Source organism: Cryptosporangium aurantiacum (assembly GCF_900143005.1).
GTDB classification, from domain to species: domain Bacteria; phylum Actinomycetota; class Actinomycetes; order Mycobacteriales; family Cryptosporangiaceae; genus Cryptosporangium; species Cryptosporangium aurantiacum.
Genome location: NZ_FRCS01000021.1, coordinates 68001 through 84931 on the forward strand (window position 1 = coordinate 68001; position 16931 = coordinate 84931).

The 16931-nt window shown below is 71.2% G+C and carries 16 protein-coding genes; 6 read left to right on the plus strand and 10 right to left on the minus strand.

The annotated features are described in order from the left end of the window. Positions 1-3 precede the first annotated feature (3 nt). Positions 4-429: a thioesterase family protein gene (locus BUB75_RS38870; RefSeq protein WP_073264943.1), complete on the plus strand. Its 426-nt coding sequence runs from the start codon at positions 4-6 to the stop codon at positions 427-429. 71 nt (positions 430-500) lie between these two features. On the opposite strand, the gene BUB75_RS38875 is transcribed toward BUB75_RS38870, so the two are convergent. The 3 genes from BUB75_RS38875 to BUB75_RS38885 are packed head-to-tail and all read right to left on the minus strand — an operon-like array spanning position 501 to position 2945. After that, the gene (locus BUB75_RS38875) at positions 501-1283 is read right to left on the minus strand and encodes an ABC transporter permease (protein ID WP_073264869.1); all 783 of its coding nucleotides are present in this window, start codon (positions 1281-1283) and stop codon (positions 501-503) included. Next, the gene (locus BUB75_RS38880) at positions 1280-2248 is read right to left on the minus strand and encodes an ATP-binding cassette domain-containing protein (protein WP_073264870.1); all 969 of its coding nucleotides are present in this window, start codon (positions 2246-2248) and stop codon (positions 1280-1282) included. The genes BUB75_RS38875 and BUB75_RS38880 overlap by 4 nt, the downstream gene beginning before the upstream one ends. Positions 2249-2276: 28 nt before the next feature. Continuing rightward, on the minus strand, positions 2277-2945 hold the full coding sequence (locus BUB75_RS38885) for a DUF4097 family beta strand repeat-containing protein (protein ID WP_073264871.1): 669 nt from the start codon (positions 2943-2945) through the stop codon (positions 2277-2279). A 233-nt stretch (positions 2946-3178) separates the two neighbouring features. Here BUB75_RS38885 and BUB75_RS38890 point away from each other — a divergent pair, with 233 nt between their 5' ends. Beyond that, positions 3179-3919: a helix-turn-helix domain-containing protein gene (locus BUB75_RS38890; RefSeq protein ID WP_073264872.1), complete on the plus strand. Its 741-nt coding sequence runs from the start codon at positions 3179-3181 to the stop codon at positions 3917-3919. A 26-nt stretch (positions 3920-3945) separates the two neighbouring features. Here BUB75_RS38890 and BUB75_RS38895 read toward each other — a convergent pair whose 3' ends face one another. The 3 genes from BUB75_RS38895 to BUB75_RS38905 all read right to left on the minus strand — a co-directional run bounded on the left by BUB75_RS38895 (position 3946) and on the right by BUB75_RS38905 (position 5505). After that, the gene (locus tag BUB75_RS38895) at positions 3946-4317 is read right to left on the minus strand and encodes a VOC family protein (RefSeq protein ID WP_073264873.1); all 372 of its coding nucleotides are present in this window, start codon (positions 4315-4317) and stop codon (positions 3946-3948) included. Positions 4318-4347: 30 nt separating this feature from the next. Further along, positions 4348-4863 carry a GNAT family N-acetyltransferase gene (locus BUB75_RS38900; RefSeq protein ID WP_073264874.1) on the minus strand — a complete coding sequence of 172 codons (516 nt, stop codon included), beginning with the start codon at positions 4861-4863 and terminating at the stop codon, positions 4348-4350. Between the two features lie 75 nt (positions 4864-4938). Continuing rightward, positions 4939-5505: a hypothetical protein gene (locus tag BUB75_RS38905; protein ID WP_073264875.1), complete on the minus strand. Its 567-nt coding sequence runs from the start codon at positions 5503-5505 to the stop codon at positions 4939-4941. Between the two features lie 137 nt (positions 5506-5642). Here BUB75_RS38905 and BUB75_RS38910 point away from each other — a divergent pair, with 137 nt between their 5' ends. The 3 genes from BUB75_RS38910 to BUB75_RS38920 are packed head-to-tail and all read left to right on the plus strand — an operon-like array spanning position 5643 to position 8656. After that, positions 5643-7571 carry a sensor histidine kinase gene (locus BUB75_RS38910; protein ID WP_073264876.1) on the plus strand — a complete coding sequence of 643 codons (1929 nt, stop codon included), beginning with the start codon at positions 5643-5645 and terminating at the stop codon, positions 7569-7571. Then, on the plus strand, positions 7571-8206 hold the full coding sequence (locus BUB75_RS38915; RefSeq protein ID WP_245806376.1) for a LuxR C-terminal-related transcriptional regulator: 636 nt from the start codon (positions 7571-7573) through the stop codon (positions 8204-8206). Before BUB75_RS38910 ends, BUB75_RS38915 begins: the two co-directional genes overlap by 1 nt. Before the next feature lie 48 nt (positions 8207-8254). After that, complete coding sequence (locus BUB75_RS38920; protein ID WP_073264880.1) at positions 8255-8656, plus strand: ester cyclase; 402 nt, start codon at positions 8255-8257, stop codon at positions 8654-8656. On the opposite strand, the gene BUB75_RS38925 is transcribed toward BUB75_RS38920, so the two are convergent. Then, on the minus strand, positions 8650-9660 hold the full coding sequence (locus tag BUB75_RS38925) for an ArsR/SmtB family transcription factor (protein WP_073264882.1): 1011 nt from the start codon (positions 9658-9660) through the stop codon (positions 8650-8652). The two genes, BUB75_RS38920 and BUB75_RS38925, sit on opposite strands and share 7 nt — an antisense overlap. Positions 9661-9721: 61 nt before the next feature. Here BUB75_RS38925 and BUB75_RS38930 point away from each other — a divergent pair, with 61 nt between their 5' ends. Next, positions 9722-10900, plus strand: a complete 1179-nt coding sequence (locus BUB75_RS38930; RefSeq protein WP_073264884.1) for an MFS transporter — start codon at positions 9722-9724, stop codon at positions 10898-10900. Here the strand turns inward: BUB75_RS38930 and BUB75_RS38935 are convergent. The 3 genes from BUB75_RS38935 to BUB75_RS38945 all read right to left on the minus strand — a co-directional run bounded on the left by BUB75_RS38935 (position 10863) and on the right by BUB75_RS38945 (position 16899). Next, positions 10863-13628, minus strand: a complete 2766-nt coding sequence (locus BUB75_RS38935) for a helix-turn-helix transcriptional regulator (RefSeq protein WP_084742242.1) — start codon at positions 13626-13628, stop codon at positions 10863-10865. The two genes, BUB75_RS38930 and BUB75_RS38935, sit on opposite strands and share 38 nt — an antisense overlap. 86 nt (positions 13629-13714) lie before the next feature. Next, positions 13715-15940: an Hsp70 family protein gene (locus BUB75_RS38940; protein WP_073264886.1), complete on the minus strand. Its 2226-nt coding sequence runs from the start codon at positions 15938-15940 to the stop codon at positions 13715-13717. A gap of 47 nt (positions 15941-15987) precedes the next feature. Then, positions 15988-16899, minus strand: coding sequence for an NAD-dependent epimerase/dehydratase family protein (locus BUB75_RS38945; protein ID WP_073264888.1), 912 nt, complete (start codon positions 16897-16899; stop codon positions 15988-15990). Positions 16900-16931 lie beyond the last annotated feature (32 nt).

Here is a 16931-nt window from a genome sequence, read left to right on the forward strand (position 1 = left end):
TTCATGGTTCGGGTCGAGGTTCGGGCCTACGAGCTGGACACACAGGGGCACGTCACGACCGCGGTGTATCTCCAGTACGCCGACCACGCCCGCTGGTCGCTGCTCCAGGCGGCCGGCGTGGACCTCGACGAGGTCCGCCGCGCCGGCCTGGGGCCGGTGACGCTGGAGACGATGGTTCGGTTCCGCCGGGAGCTGCGGCTCGGGCACGCGGTCGACGTCTCGTGCGAGTTCGACTGGCCGGGCGGGCGCACCGGACGGGTGCACCAGAAGCTGCACCGGGTGGACGACGGCAGCCTGGTCGCCGAGGTCGACAGCGTGGGCGGCCTGCTGGACCTCGGTGCCCGGCGACTGGTCGCCGACCCCGGTGAGCACTGGCTCCGGTTCGCGCGCCGCCCGGAGATGCTCGGACTGTCCGGGAGGCGGACCTAACAGCGGGCGGAAAAGGCTCAGGGCCGCCGGACCCCGGTGGGGTCTGGCGGCCCTGTTCGGCCCGTTCACGGTCAGGCCTTGTTGAAGGTCTTCTTGGCCCAGAGGTAGCCGACCGCGGCGAGTCCGACGCACCAGGCGACGGCGATCGCGCCGCTGTTGCCGATCGGGGTGCCGAGCAGCAGGCCGCGGACGGTTTCCATGATCGGGGTGAAGGGCTGGTACTCGGCGAACCAGCGCAGGACGGTGGGCATGGAGTCGGTGGGGACGAAGCCGCTGCCGAGGAAGGGCAGCAGGATCAGCGGCATGGGCGCGTTGCCGGCCGCTTCCGGGGTGGAGGCATTCAGCCCGAGGGCGACCGAGAGCCAGGTGATCGCGACGGCGAAGAGGGTGAGCAGCCCGAGAGCGGCGAGCCATTCGACCGCGGACGCGTTGGGGCGGAAGCCGATCGCCAGTGCGATGCCCAGGAGCGCAGCCATCGAGAGGAGCTGCTGGATCACGCTGCCGACGACGTGGCCGGTGAGGACCGAGGCGCGGGAGATCCGCATCGTGCGGAACCGGGCGACGATGCCTTCGGTCATGTCGGTGGCGACCATGACGGCGGTGCCGGTGGCGGCCATCGCCGCGGTGATGAGCAGGATGCCGGGGACAATGTAGTTGACGTAGGCGCCGCGCCCACCGCCGCCGGTATCCAGACCGTTGCCGAGGGTTCCGCCGAGGACGTAGACGAACAGCAGCAGGATGATGACCGGGGTGATGACCAGCTGCACGGTCATGGACGGGTAGCGGATCAGGCGCTTGAGCTGGCGACGAACCATCGTGGCCGAGTCGTGGGCGGCGAGGGCGAGGGTGCTCATCGGAGGGCCTCCGTGGTCTGGGCCGCCGTGGCGGTGGGGGTAGCGGGCTGGCCGGTGAGGGTGAGGAAGACGTCGTCGAGGTCGGGGGTGTGGATGCTCAGGTCTTCGACGTGGATGTCCTGCTGGTCGAGGCGGGTCAGGAGCTCCCGGATGGGGGCGACGCCGCCGTCACTGGGGACCTGGAGGGTCAGGGCCTCGGGGTCGGGGGTGCCGGCGCTGAGGAGCTGACGGGCTGCGTCGAGGGCGTGGGTGTCGGCGAACGTGAGCTGGATGTGGCCGCCGGGGATGCGGCGCTTGAGTTCGTCGGCGGTGCCTTCGGCGATGAGGTGTCCGCGGTCGAGGAGTGCGATGCGGTCGGCGAGTTGATCGGCTTCCTCGAGGTACTGGGTGGTGAGGAAGATCGTCACGCCGTTGTGGACGAGTTCCCGGACGATCTGCCACATCGCGCGGCGGCTGCGGGGGTCGAGACCGGTGGTGGGTTCGTCGAGGAAGATCAGGCGGGGGTCCCCGACGAGGGTCATGGCCAGGTCGAGTCGTCGCTGCATGCCGCCGGAGTAGGTTCCGGCGGGTTTGGCCGCGGCGTCGACGAGGTCGAACTGCTCGAGTAACTGCTTGGCCTTCTGCCGCCCGTCCCGCTTGGAGAGGTGCCTCAGGTCGGCCATCAGCAGCAGGTTTTCTTCGCCGGTCAGCAACTTGTCGACGGCGGAGTACTGGCCGGTGACGCCGATCGCGCCGCGGACGTCGTCGGCCTGGCGGGTGAGGTCGTAGCCGGCGACCTGGACCTCACCCGCGTCGGCGCGGGTGAGCGTGGAGAGGATCTGGACGGTGGTGGTCTTGCCGGCGCCGTTGGGGCCGAGCAGGGAGAAGATGGTGCCTTCGGGGACGGTGAGGTCGACGCCGTCCAGGACGGTCTTGTCGCCGTAGGACTTGCGGAGTCCGGTGGCGGCGATGGCCAGGGTGGTCATGGGTTTCTCCTGGTGAGGTGGCAGCGGGTCAGAGGCTGCGGGCGGTGATGTCGCCGTGGGAGGTCGTGGCGCGGATCTCCAGGCCGGCGACGCCGTCGTTCTTCAGCGCGTTGCTGACTCGGCCGTAACCGGTCCCGGCGTCAAGCGAGGCCGAGACGCCCGCGGCGGCAGAGATCTGGATGTTCCCGGACTGGGTGGTCAGTTCGACGGTGCCGGGCCCGGCCGCTTCGACGACCCGGATGTCACCGCGCTGGGTGCTGATCTGCGCCGGCCCGTTGAGCCGGCCGATCTCGACGCTCCCGTCGATCGCGGTCAGCTGCACGCTGGTGGCTTCGTCGATCGTGATCGCCTGGTACGCACCTTCGACGCTGACCTCGCCCAGCCGTCCGATGGCCCGGAACTCGGTCGCGGCCGAGTGGGTCCGGACCCGGGAGCCGGCCGGCAGCTGCACGGTGACCTCGACCGACCCGGTCGCGCCGAGCAGTGCGTTGGTCCCGGCGGGGGCCTGGATCCGCAGCACGCCGTCGGCGTAGTCGACGGTGGTCCGCTCGGCGGCCTTGACGTCCCGGTTCTTCGAGGCATCGGCGGGCCGGACCTCGACCGTGGTGTCGGTCCGGTCAGCGGCGACGAACTGGACCCGGCCGGCGGGGACGTTCAGCTCGGCGGCGATCGGGGCGGGGGTGGCGAACGTGGTCATCGTGGGCTCCTCGGTGTGGCTGCTTGCCGGTGTTTCCGACAACGCAAAAGCTACGTTGCGTTCAAAGATCAGGCAACAACGAAGTTGCGCCACATCGATAAAACAGCAGCTCAGAGCCTAAATATTGTTGCAACGATCCTGTAAGGTAACGCAACGAGAGGCGAATAGCGTTGCAATAGGATGAGAGTGAACGCTATGTTGGAGGCCTCACCGAACACCGAGGGGGAACCGCGATGCCGGGAGGCAGACTCACCCAGCAGGAACGCCAGCAGATCGCGCTGGGACTAGCGGACGGCCTCGCCTATGCCGAGATCGCTCGCGGCCTCGATCGGCCGACCTCGACGATCACGCGTGAAGTGATGCGCAACGGCGGCCCTACCGGCTACCGCGCCGACCTGGCCCAGCGCGCTACCCAGCAGCGCACGCACCGGCGCCGTCAGGCGACACCTGCGGAGAGGCAAGCGCTTCCGCAGGTCCACGGACGCGACCCCGAGGCCGTCCGCGAGTACGAGGAGACGCTCACCACCGTCTACATGACCTCAGGCCTGCCCAAGATGATGGCCCGGGTGCTGTCCTGCCTCTACACCACCGACTCCGGCAGCCTCACCGCGTCCGAACTGGCCCAGCGTCTGCAGGTCAGCCCGGCGTCGGTCTCCAAGGCGGTCGCGCTCCTGGAGGGCCTCGAACTCGTTCGCCGGGTCCGCGACGAGCGCCGCCGCGAGCGCTACGTCGTCGACGATGACCTCTGGTACCAGTCGATGATCCGCAGCGCCAAGGACAACGCGCTACTCGTCGAAACCGCACGCAAGGGCGTCAACATTCTGGGGGTCGGCACGCCTGCCGGCACCCGTTTGGAGAACACCGCCCGCTTCCTCGACTTCGTCACCGAAGCCCTCATCCGCGCTGCCGAACAAGCCCGCGCGGTCCTCCACTCGAAGGTCGACGCAGACCCTCCCGCGGAACGCGACTCCTGACGCCACTTCTAGGGCGCCCCGGCGGATCAGCCGTTGGGGCGGGACGGGATCGCCTGGAGCGACCACTTGTTGCCGTCGGGATCGCGGAAGTACACGAAGTTGCCCCAGGGCTGGACGTCGACCTCGCTCGCCTCGGCACCGGCGTCGAGCAACTGGGCGCGCGCGGCCTCGGCGTCGGGGACCACGACCTGGATCTCCTGCGTGCCGGGAGCCAGCTCGGTGACGCCGTCGCCGATCACGATCGAGCATGCCGACCCGGGCGGCGTCAGCTGCACGAACCGCAGGCCTTCGTGCACCTTGTGGTCATGGTCGGCGTTGAACCCGACGCTCACGTAGAACGCCTTGGCGCGGTCGACGTCGGTCACCGGAATGGGAACGAGTTCGATTTTCCAAGTCATGGCCCGACCGTAGAACGCGGGTGTGACACTTCAGGCCAGTTCCTCGGCGAGGAGATCCATCAGCAACCCGTCGTGCCAGCCGCCGTCCGGGCCGCGCTCGTAGCGACGCATGACACCGACCGGACGGAAACCGACCTTCGCGTAACACCGGATCGCCGCCTCGTTGTCGGCGGCCGGATCGATCACCAGCCGATGGTGACCGCGCTCGTCGATCAGATACCGGGCGAGCGTGCGGACGGCGTCCGTGCCCAGGCCACGACCGTGGACCGCGGGATCCAGGTAGATGTCGATGCTGGCGTGCCGGTACTCCGGGTCCTCCTCCTCGCCCCACTGGATGGCGCCGACGACGCGGTCCTCGAATTGGACGGCCAGCACGACGACGTCGTCTTCGGTCAGTTCCCCGGCCACCGTGCCGGTCAGGTCCTCACCGCCGCGCCACCGGTCGTACACCTCGGGCTTCGACCGGATCGCGGCCAGTGCCGGTACGTCGTCCGCGGTCGCCACACGCAGGCGCACCAGCGTCCCCGACAGCGTCGTCGTCTGCATGGAACGACGCTAGCCCGCAACGCGGGCGAGGACGAGACCCCCGCGCGGCGGCACGGGGGTCGATCGGGTGGCGCGTCAGTCGACGGCGGCAGGTTCGAGGACCCGCGCGCGGGTCGGTGCGGCGATTGCGGCGAGCGGGACGACGATCAGGACGTTCCCCAGGACCGCGAGCCAGCCGAGGTTGGCGATGTGGGCGATCGGCCAGACCACCGCCGCGAGCACCAGCAGCGCGACGATCCACGGCGCCTGGCTGCGGCGGTAGGCCAGGCCGATGAGCAGCAACGTCAGCGGGAAGCAGAGCCCGAGCACCTTGATCAGCGCAGCAGCGCCGGAGGCGTCATTCAGGTCGGTGTCGCCGAGCGAGACGTGGATCGAGTTGAAGCCGTAGCCGATGTTCCCCGCGCCGCCGAGCACGCCCACGATCAGCAAGGCAGCGCCGAAGGCGCCGCCGCCGGTGACCGTCAGGACACGGAGCAGGACGAGTAGGAACGCGGCCGAGCCCAGGACGTGGACGATCGCGGCGCCGGAGTCGTCCCAACCGCGGAGCGCGTACAGGACGTCGGTGAGCAGCAGGAGCAACGGTGCGACGACCAGGGAAGCGGTGAGGATCCGGTCGACGGGTGAGTCCGGAACTGACCTCATGGCGACTCCTTCGAGAGGGCGGCGGTGAGCGTTCCTGACGTTGGTCGCCACGGCGTTCTACAGCATCAGCGCAGCCCCTGGACTTGTGCAGGGTCAGCACTGATCCGCTTGCCGTACGGCTCTGCCACGATGCCGACATGGCCCGGACCGCACTACTCGGCCCGGCGATCGGTGCCGTCACGTCCGGGCTGGTCGTCGGTGGGTTTGCGCTGGGCGTGCACCTCGGGAATCTGCACAACGGTCTGATCGCGGTCGCGTTCACCACGGTCGGTCTGTACGTGACCAGGCAGCGACCGGGCAACCGGGAGGGGTGGCTGTTCGTCGCTGTCGGGGTCACGCACGCGCTGATGTTCGCCGGACGCCAGTACGGCCTGCACCCCGGCCCGCTGCCCGGTGCGTCCTGGATCGGTTGGTTCGGCGTGTGGCCGCTGCCGCTGGTGCTGGTCCTGGTCGGCGTCACGCTGATGTGTTTCCCCACCGGACGGCTGCCGTCGCCGGGTTGGCGGCCGGTGGTCGTCGTACTCGCGGTCGCCGGGCTCGTGCTCGCCGTGGTGTCCGCGCTGTGGCCGGTCGAGTACGCGCGCACCGAGCTCGTCGCGCCGCATCCGCTGAGCCTTCCGGGAAGTGCGGGCGCCACTGCCTTCTACGACGTGGCCCGCGCCGTGGCGTACTTGCTCTTCCAGCTGGCCGGCGTCGTGTGCCTGGTGGTCCGCCTGGCGCGCGCGCCGAGCGACGAGGCTCGCCAGGTGCGCTGGGTGGTCTTCACCGGCGCGGCCACCGCGCTGATCATGGTCGGGGGATTGGTCCTCCTGCGGTCGCCGTTACCCGGCGTGCTGGCTGTTCCGGCGATCCCGGTCGCCGCAGGTGCCGCGATCCTGAAGTACCACCTCTACGGCATCGACCCGGTCATCAACCGGACGCTGGTGTTCGGCACGATGGCCGTCGCCGTGACGCTCGGCTACATCGTGGTCGTCGCGGGCGTCGGACAGTTGCTCGATGGCCAGGGCACGATGCTCTCGCTGGTCGCCACCGCGGTGGTCGCGGTGGCGTTCGAGCCGCTGCGACAACGGGTGCAGCGCGCCGCGGACCGGCTCGTCTACGGGCGTCGCGCCACCCCGTACGAGGCTCTGTCCCGGTTGTCGGCTCACCTCGCAGCCCCGGCGGGTGGCCTGCTCGACGGCGTCTGCGCGACGATCGCGGACGGAGCCAGGGCCCGTCAGGTGGTGCTGTGGACCGGTCCGCCCGACGAGTTGCGCGCGGTGTCCGCGTGGCCGGCTTCAACGCTCCCGGCTGCGCCGCGGGCGTTGACCGAGCTGCAGGCCACCCCGGTGGTCCACGACGGACGGTTCCGGGGCGCCCTCACCGTCACCAAGCCGCCCGGGGAAGTGCTCTCGACCGCTGAGCGGCGGCTGGTCGGTGACCTCGCCGCGCAGGCCGGGCTGATCCTGGAGCTGCGCGCGACCGCACAGCGTCTGGTGGCTGCCGGCGACGCAGCGCGGCGGCGCGTCGAGCGCGATCTGCACGATGGCGTCCAGCAGCGCCTGGTGACCGTGGCGTTCGAGCTCGGCAGCCTCGTCCGGCTGGCGACGGCGCAGGGCAGTGCGGAGCTCAGCGCCAAGGCCGAGGCCGCACGCGTCCAGTTGTTGGAGGCCACCGCTGAGCTGCGGGAGACCGCACGCGGGCTTCACCCGGCAGTGCTGACCCAGGACGGTCTGGTGGCCGCCGTGGAGTTTCTGGCCGACCGATCAGCGGTGCCGGTCCGCCTGACCGTGGACGTCGGCCGGCGCCTGGCGCCCGAAGTCGAGGCCACGGCGTTCTTCGTGCTGAGCGAGTGCCTGACCAACGTCGCGAAGCACGCCGGAGCCGGCCTGGTCACCGTGCGCGCCGAGCTGACCGACGACGGGCTCGTCCTGGAGGTGGCCGATGACGGGATCGGCGGTGCGGTCGTGCGACCCGGCAGCGGGCTGGAGGGCCTCACCGACCGGCTGGCGCTCCTCGACGCTCGCCTGGTCATCAACAGCGAGCCGACCGGCACGCAAGTGCGGACGGTGATCCCGTGCGGGTGATGCTCGCCGACGACGCAGTGCTGCTGCGGGAAGGCCTGGCCAGGATCCTCACCGAGATCGACTTCGTCGTGACCGGTCAGGCCGGCGATGGGCCTCGGCTGCTCGACCTGGTCCGCCGCGACCCGCCCGACGTGGCGGTGATCGACCTGCGCATGCCGCCGGGCTTCTCGGCCGAGGGCATCGAGACGGCGGCGGCGATCCGGGCGAGCACGCCCGCCGTAGGACTGATGCTGCTCTCGCAGTACGTCGAGGTGCACCACGCCCTCCGGCTGATCACCGAGTTCGACGGTGGCGTCGGCTACCTGCTCAAGGATCGGGTCTCGGACCTCGCCGCGTTCGGCGCCGACCTGCGGCGGGTCGCCGGCGGGCAGACCGTCATCGACCCGGAGCTGGTGACCCGCCTGGTCGCACGACGTCGCGAGCGGGACCCGCTCGACTCGCTGACCGGACGCGAACGCGCGGTCCTCGCACTGATGGCGCAGGGCCTGTCGAACGCAGCGGTCGCCGACGAGCTGCACCTGGCGATCAAGACCGTGGAGGCGCACATCCGGTCGATCTTCACCAAGCTCGACCTGGCCCCCGACGAGCGCGAGCACCGGCGCGTGCGGGCGGTGCTGACGTTCCTCCGCGCCTGAGCCGGGTATCTCAGCGCTGTCCGTGGAAAGCCGGAATGGGGTCGCGAGATGTCGACGCTCGACCTGCGGAGCCACTACACGAACTACATCGCGACGTTGAACCACCGTCGTTTCGACGACCTGCTGACGTTCGTCTGCGAGGACCTCACCTACAACGACGTGTCGATGACCTCCGGGCAGTACCGCGCGTTGCTCGAGGACGACGTCCGCCGGATCCCCGACCTGTACTTCGAGGTGATGCACCTGATCGTGGAGGGCGACGTCGTCGCCTGCCGGTTGCGCTTCGACTGCACTCCGCGGGAACCGTTCCGGGGCCTGGCGCCGACCGGGGCCCGGGTCGTGTTCACCGAGCACGTGTTCTACCGGTTCCGGGACGACCGCATCAGCCAGGTGTGGTCGCTGCTGGACGTCGAGGCGCTGCAGAACCAGATGCGGGGGTGGGGTCACTGATATGACGAAATGCGAGCCGACGAGGTGACGTCAGCTCCCAGCTGGGTCCGTCGGTACAGCACCTCGTGACCCTGCCGCCGCGCGCTGACGAGGCCGGCGTCGCGCAATACGGCCAGGTGCGCGGACACCGTGGACGGAGCCAGCCCGTGCAGCCTGGCGAGCGTCGTCGTGGACGTCGGCTCCTCCAGCCCGGACAGCAGCGCGGCCCGGTTGGTGCCGAGCAGACGAGCGAGCGCGTCCGACGGTGGCCGGGGTGGCGTCTGCCAGGTGCGCGCCATGCCACGGGCGGGATAGATCACGGTCGGCTGCCACGGTGGTGCGAATCCGCTGATCGTGTCCGGCCAGGCGAAGACGCTCGGCATCAGCAGCAGGCCCTGCCCGGCGAGCTCCTGGTCGAGCACCGTGCTGCCGCTGCGCAGCGAGAGCGTCCCGTCGGCCCAGCTGACGTCGGGATGGAGGTCGTCGAAGAGCGCCCGCAAGCCGCCCTCGGCGAGCCGGCGCGACCGGTCGGCGATGTCGGCCTCCAGCACGCCGCGCAGGCGAGACCAGTCCGCGGCCACCAGCGTGTGCCAGGCGCGCTCGGTGGCGTCGGCCAGCGCGTGGACGGCGGCTGCCGGGTCGGCGAGCAACGCACGCCGCGCCGGGGTCTCCGGGTCCGCGCCGCAACTGGCGAACGACCTGGTCATTTCCTGGAAGGCCAGGTCCGGATCGGTGCCGCGCAGAGCGTCGATCTCAGCACTGAAGTCGGCCACCCGGCCGAGAGGCGCAGCCGGCGGCGGACCGAGGAAGTCCGGCGTGTAGCCGCGTGCCGGCATCAGCAGTGTGAGCGGTGCCAGGTCCAAGCCGGACAGCACCCGCCGGGACCGGCGGAGCCAGCTGTGGTGGTAGCCGTGCCGCGACGGTCGGAGCAGCGTCCGCACCGCCTCGTGCGTCTCGCACAGCGGCGACACTGCGAAACGGCACCGTAAGAGATCTTCGTCGGCGAAGCGTAGGCGTAGCGGCATCGGTGATTCGCCTCCCGACGAAAGACTAGGTGGCGCCCATCGACGCCAGCACGCTGCGGCCATGGTCCTCGGATATCGGGCCGTGCTCGCGGTCGGTGAGTTCCGAGCGGTTCTCCTCGCGCACGCCCTCTCGATGCTCGGCACCGTGGTTTGCGAGCTCGCGCTGTCGGTGCTGGTGTACCGGCTCACCGGATCGCCGCTGCTCAGCGCGCTGACGTTCGCGCTCGGGCTGCTGCCGTACGTGGCCGGCGGCACCGTGCTGTCGGCGGTCGCCGACCGGTTTCCCGCCCGGCGTGTGCTCGTCGTCTGTGATCTGGTCTGCGCCTGCTGCGCCGTCGGGCTGGCGCTGCCCGGCGTTCCGGTCGCCGGGCTGCTCGTGCTGCGCTGTCTGCTGGCCGTGATCGCGCCGGTCTTCGTGGGGACGCGGGCCGCGACGCTGAGCGACGTGCTGGACGGGCCGGAACGTTTTGTTCTCGGGAACTCCGCCCTTCGCGTGACGTCGCAGGGCGCGCAGCTGGGTGGCTTCGGCGCCGGCGGGTTGCTGCTCACGGTCGTCGAGCCCCGCGCCGTGCTGGGGCTGACCGTCGGCACGTTCCTGGCGTCCGCCGTACTGCTCGGGCTCGGCACCCGCGCCCGCCCGGCCCGCGACAGCACGGTGGCGATCGCGTCGCTCACCGGCATCCGGCAGCTGTTCGCCGACCGGCGGATCCGCGCGCTGCTCCTGTACGCCTGGGTGCCGCCGCTGTTCGTCGTGGTGTCCGAGGTGCTGCTGACGCCCTACGTCGCGGCGGTGGGGGAAGGGCCGGCGGCGTTGGGGATCCTGATGTGCGGGATGCCGATCGGCGCGATCGGCGGCTCGTTGCTCGCCGGGAACCTGCTCAGCCATCGGTCCAGGGTCCGGCTGTCGCGGCCGGTGGTGGTGCTGGCGACGCTGCCGGGGCTCGGGTACCTGGCGCAGCCGAGCGTGGGCTGGGCGCTGCTCTGCCAGATCGGTATCGGGTGCGGCATCGTCTACAGGTTCGGCCTGGACGACTGGTTTCTCGCCGCCGTACCCGAGGAGCTCCGCGGCCGGGCGATGACCCTGCTGACCGCAGGCATGATGACGACGCAGGGCCTGGGCATGGCGCTCGCCGGGTTGGCGGCCGAGTTCTTCCCCGTGCACCTGGTCATCGCGGGCGGCGGTGCGGTCGCGCTGCTCTGCGTCAGCGGGGTGGTGAGTCAGCTAGGCCGCCCGCGGTGACGAGACGGGTCAGCGCGGTGCGCGACCTGATCTCGAGCTTTCGGTAGCTGCGCGTCAGGTGCGCCTCGACGGTCTTCGCCGAGACGAACAGCGCGGCGCCGATCTCCGCGTTGCTCAGGCCGTCGGCCACCATCCGGGCCACCTGGAGCTCCTGCGGGGTGAGCCGGTCGAGTCCGTCCGGCGGACGCTGCCCCGGTGGCTGGTGCCCGCCCGCGGCCAGCTCGGCCTCGCACCGCGCGACCCACGGCCGGGCGCCGAGCGTCGCGAACGTGCGGTGCGCGGCCAGCAGCGGCTCCCGGGATCGGGCGTTGCGGCGGCTGCGGCGCAGCGCCTCACCCCGGCAGAGCAACGTGCGGGCCCGCTCGTAGGGCGCCGGACGCTTCTCGTGCAGCTCCAACGCCCGTTCGTACTCCGCGTCCGCGGCGTCGGGATCCTCGGCCAGCAGCCCGTGGCAGCGGGCGGCGACGGCGGCAGGCCACACGAGGCCGGTCTGCTCGGCCGACTCGTCGAGCCAGCCGAGCGCATCCCTCGCAGCCTGCGGATTCCCCGACCGGACGTGCGCTTCGACCAGGTCGGCCGCGAACGGTTGGAGGGTCGGATTTGTGCAGCCGTACCGAACGGACATCTCCCGTGCCCGGTCGAGGTGGACGGCGGCGTCGGCCGAATCACCGCGGGTCAGGCAGTCCAGGCCGAGTACGACGTCGCGGCTCAGCGGCATCGTCCGGAACTCGGAGAAGTCCAGGGACTCGGTCGCTTCCCGAACGTGCCTGGCACACGCGGCGTGATCACCCCGAGCGGCGTCCAGCCTGGCCAGCGTGAACAGTGCCATTCCGGCGACGCCGGTCTGGCGCAGTGCACGACCCTGCGATGCGGCGGCGAGGCCGTCGGCGTACGCGCTCGGCCACTGCCCCAGCCACCAGCCCAGGGCGCTGCGCGCTCCGAACGCGAACGCGTGCGCGATCGGGTTGTCCACCCGGCCGGCGCCTTCCAGCACCCGGTGGAACAGGCGCTGGGCGTCCTCGTACCGTTCCAGGAACACGCAGCCCTGGGCCAGCAGGCCGACGACGTCGGCGGCGTCGACCGGATCCGCGGTGGCCAGCGCCGTCAGCGCGTCATCCAGCTCGGCCTGGGCCTCCGCGATCCGGCTGCTCACCGAGAGCGCCAGGCCGAGGAACAGCGAGCCCATGCCGTTCCGACGCCGTTCCGGCCCGGCGAACTCGACGCAACGAAATGCGGCCCGGATGCTGCCTGCCACGTCTCCGTGCATGCCCGCGGGGACGGCGGATTCACCGGCGAGCAGGCACGCGCGAGCGGTGTCGGTCGGCGCGACCGCCTCGGCTGCTGTGCTCATCACCCGGTGTGCCTGGGCGAGCCGGCCCATCCAGGTGAGGGCGCGGCCCTGCAACAGCGCGAGGTCGGCGCGGAGTTGTGGGTCGGTCGTCGCGCTCAGCGCCGTCGCACACCACGCCGCGGTGTCGTCGCAGGAGCCGCCGAGGAACGCGTCCCGGGCGCCGTGCAGCATCCGGACCGCGGAGTTCTCCGGCTGCGGTGTCAGCTCGGCGGCCCGGTGCCAGGCCTGCGCGGCGGCCAGGAACGAACCGCACCGGCGGGCCTCGGACGCCGCCTGGACCAAGTTGTCGGCGACCTCCTCGTCCGGGCCGACGACCGCACCGGCCAGGTACCACGCGCGGCAGGCGCCGGTGGTCGCCGCAGCCAGCATTCGATAGATGTCCCGGCGATCCGGCGCGGGCATTCCGCTCAGCGTTACCCCGCGCAGGATCGGATGGACGAAGTCGTAACCGCGCTCGTCGGCGATCACCAGACGGCCGGCCTCGGCGGGGACGAGGTCGTGGGACGACAGGCCGCACGCGGTCAGGGCACGCTCCACCACGTCCGGCGTCGTCTCCCGCGCGGCGGCGAGCACGGCGAGCGCGCGCTGGGTCGAGCGCGGCAGCGATCGCAGCCGGGTGACCCAGCCCTGCTCGGCCCGGCCACCGACGACGTTCACCGCAGTCGGCGGTAGTGCCTCCCCACGGCGCTGGGCGGGCGTCAGCCGATGTGTGTATTCGAGCAGGACCAGCGGGTTGCCCTGGGCGAACGCGAGCGCGGTGGCCATCACGTCCGGCGCGACCGAGAGCCCGTGGGCGTCGAGGAGCAGCCGGCATTCGTTGTCCGCCAGCCCGCCGACCTCCAGGCTCGGAATTCCGGTAGTGGAGTCCGCCGGATCCCGGCTCGTGGCGACCAGCGCGACGCGCTCCGGTGCGAGTCGCCTGGCCACGAACCGGAGTACCTGGTCGGAGTCCGGGTCGATCCACTGCAGATCGTCGATGAGCAGGACCAGCGGATAGCGCTGACCGGCCTGGGAGAGCACGTTCAGCGCGGCCATGCAGACCGCGTACGGGCTCACCGCGCGGGGTTCACCCCACGCCAGCGCGGCTTCCAGGCTCGCCCGCTGCACTCGCGGCAGCAGCGCGCGGTGGTGCCGGAACGGGAACAGCAGTTCGCCGAGCGCCGCGAACGGCAGCGGTGCCGCGGACTCGGTGCCACGCAGCCGGCGGACGTCGTTCCGGCCTGCGGCGAGCCGTGCGGCGAAGTCGAGCAGCGTGGTCTTGCCCACGCCGGGGTCCCCGCTCAGGAGCAGTGCCCCTCCGGCCGACGGCAGACCGCTGATCAGTGCCGCGAGGTGGTGCCGTTCCCGGTCCCGGCCCACGATCCGGTCACTTACCACGACGATCGCGCACCTACCCGGATGGGTCCGTTATGTACTAATTCTCCGCTCAGGATAGTCGGCGTCACCGCCGAACGGGGGGCCACCTAGGACTGCAGCTCCCACAGGCGAGTCGTGCGGTCCTTACCCGCGCTGGCGAGGTACTTGCCGTCGGGGCTGAACGCGACGTCGTAGACGTCTGACTCGTGACCGGTCAGCGGTTCGCCGATTTGTTCGCGGTCGATGAAGTCCCACAGCCGGACGGTGCCGTCCTTGCCCGCGCTCGCCACCGTCCGCACGTCCCGGTGAAACGCGACCTCGAAGACCGGGCCGTCGTGGCCGGTCAGCGGCTCGCCGATCGGTTCCCGGTCGGCGACGTTCCAGAACCGGATGGTGCCGTCCTCGCCACCGCTGACCAGCGTGCCACCCGTGCTGGTGAACGCGAGGCTGTTCACGTCGCCGTCATGCCCGGTGAGCGCCGCACCGACCGGCTTGCGGGTGCGGACGTCCCAGAATCGGATCGCGCCATCGCCGCCCGCGGTGGCCAGCAATTTTCCGTCCGGGCTGAACGCCACGTGCGTGACGTCGCCGTTCTGGTACACCTCCAGCCGCTCGCCGATCAGCGCGCCGGTCGTCGTGTTCCAGAACAGCACGTCGCCGTCGTTGCCGCTGGTCGCGAGCAGCGGCTCCGTGGGACTGAACGCGACCGCGGTCACGCCGAAGGTCTGTTCGTAGCCGACGTCGCCGGCACGCTGCTCGTTGTTCGCGACGTCCCACAGCTTCAGCGGGCCGCCGACGAACGCGATGGTCTTGCCATCGGGGCTGAACGCGACGTCGCTGACCGCCACCTGGTAGCCGGTGCTGAACTCCACGGTGACGTCGCGGGCCTCGAGGTCCCACAGCTGTGGCACCCGGGTGTCGCCACCGGTGAGCAGCATCGTGCTGTCCGGGCTGAACGCGATGCTGCGAATCGGCTGGTCGCCGCCGGTGGTCTTGCCGTCGAGCGTGTCGAGGAACTTGGCGCCGGTGATCGCTCCGCCGGAGCCGCCCGGCAGCATGCCCCGGAGCAGAACGGCGGCAACCGCGATGACGAGTATCGCCGCGGTGGCCGCGATCCACGCCGGACGCGGGAGTCGCCATCGCGGAGGAGTCTCCAGGGTCTCCGCGGTATCGAGAACGTCCGGGGTTTCGGTGCGTACCGAGGCCGCGTGCGGCTTCGGGTGCCCGCTCGCGTGCGGGGTCGCGTGCCCGCTCGCGTGCCCACTCGCGTGCCGGCTCGCGTGCAGGCTGCCTTCCGCGACGACGAGTTCGGGCTGGTCCAGCGCCGTCGGTGCGATCTCCAGCGTCCGGTGCAGCAGCGTGCTCGCGAGCGGGATCCGCGACGAACCGCCGACCAGGAACACGCCGCTCACGTCGTCCGGCGGAATCCCGGCGTCCCGCAGTACCCGGGAGGTCAGCGCCGTCGTCCGCTCCAGGTGGGGTAACGCGAGCTTCTCGAACTCCTCCCGGGTCAGGTGCAGCGTCGACTCGACCAGCGGGACGTGGACGTCGGCCATGGAGTGGCGGGACAGCTGCTCCTTTGCCGCGCGCGCCCCTCGCCACAGCGTGTTACGCGCGTGCTGGTCGGCGCGCGTCTGCGGACGGTCCAGCCGCTCCCACTCGTCGGTGTTCTCCCCGGTCAAGGCTCTGGCGTGCGCAACGACCAGCGCGTCCAGGTCCAGACCACCCAGGTTCGGCAGCCCGGCCGTTGCGACGACCTCCGGAGCCGAGCTCTCCGACCGGACGACGCTGACGTCGAACGTCCCGGCTCCGAGGTCGTAGATCACCAGGCAGCGACCGGGTGCGGTCCGCTGCCCCAGGACGTCAGCGAAGTACGTGGCAGCGGCGACCGGTTCCGGAACGAAGCCAACGTGTCCCAGGCCGGCGCGTTCGGCGGCTTCGGTCAGCAGGTTCAGCCGCGCGCGGCGCCAGGACGCCGGATGAGTCAGGACGACGTCGGTCAGCGGCTCGCCCGCCACCCGCCGCGCCTCCTCCGCGACCCGCCCGAGCACCGCCGCGATCAGGTCGACCACCGGTATCCCGCGCGTGCCCAGCAAGACCGTGCCGTCGTCGATCCGCTGCTTCGGGTTGGGCTCCAGCCCGCCCGGATCCACGAAGCCGGCGCGCTCGGCGTCCGCGCCCGTCAGCAGCTCGGATCCGGCGTAGACGGCCGAGGACAGCAGCGGCGAGGCGTCGAAGAGCAACGGGCGGATCCGGCCGTCGGGGCTGCGGAGCGCGGCCACCGTGCTGGAGGTGCCGAAGTCGACGCCGAGCCGGAAACCCTCCGCTGCCACGCGACCACAATAGAGCGCCGCCCGGGTGCTCAACGGCGCTCACGGGCTCAGGAATTCCGCCGGTACCAGTCGAGCGTTGCGGCCACGCCCTCGGCGTGCGGGGTGACGTGGGCGGGCCCGAACGCATCCCGGTAGGCGGAGTCGTCCGCGACGAACGGGCGATCGCGCTGGTACCAGGTCTCGCCGAGCTCGCGCACGACCGGGTTGAACAGCCCGATCAGGCGCTGCATGCCGCGGTCGAGCCCGGCGGTCTTCAGGTTGCCTCCGACGGCTTCCCGGACGAAGCCCAGGAACTCCCGGCCGGTGACTGGCGCCGCGGCCGGTAAGTGCCAGGCGCGCCCGTCGGCCTGCGCGCGCTCCCCGAGCGTGACCAGACCGGCGGCGACGTCGGGCAGGTAGTGGACGGTGTGCGGCTGGTCGAGATCGCCGACCCACCGCGCGGTCTTCCCGGCCAGCGCAGCGGCGAAGATGGTCGGGCCGAGGGTCGTGTTGACGCCGCCGGGGCCGTAGTAGTCGGAGGCGCGCCCCAGCGTGGCCCGGATCCGGCCGGACCGGTGGGCGTCGAGGATCAGGCGGTCGACCTCGGCGCGAACGCGGCCCTTGGGGTTGGTGGCGGTGTGCGGGAGGTTCTCGGTCATCGGGCCGTCGACCGGTCCGTAGACGTAGAGGTTGTCGGCCATGACCAGCTTCGCTCCGGCGGCCTCGACACCGGCGATGACGGACCGGGTCAGGCCGGGGAATTCCTCGGACCAGCGCCCGTACGGCGGTTGTGCGCACTGGTAGACGACGGCGGCGTCCGCGCAGGCGGCGATCGCGCCCTCGGTGGTCGTGATGTCGGCGCGGAACCCGGTGCCTCCGCGGCTGACCGCGCGGACCTGATACCCGCGGGCGTCGAGTTCGGCCACGACGGCCGCGCCGATGGCTCCGGTGGCGCCGAGGACGACGTGAAGGTCGGGCATGAGGGCTCTCCCGTGTTTGGTAACGCTGTTAT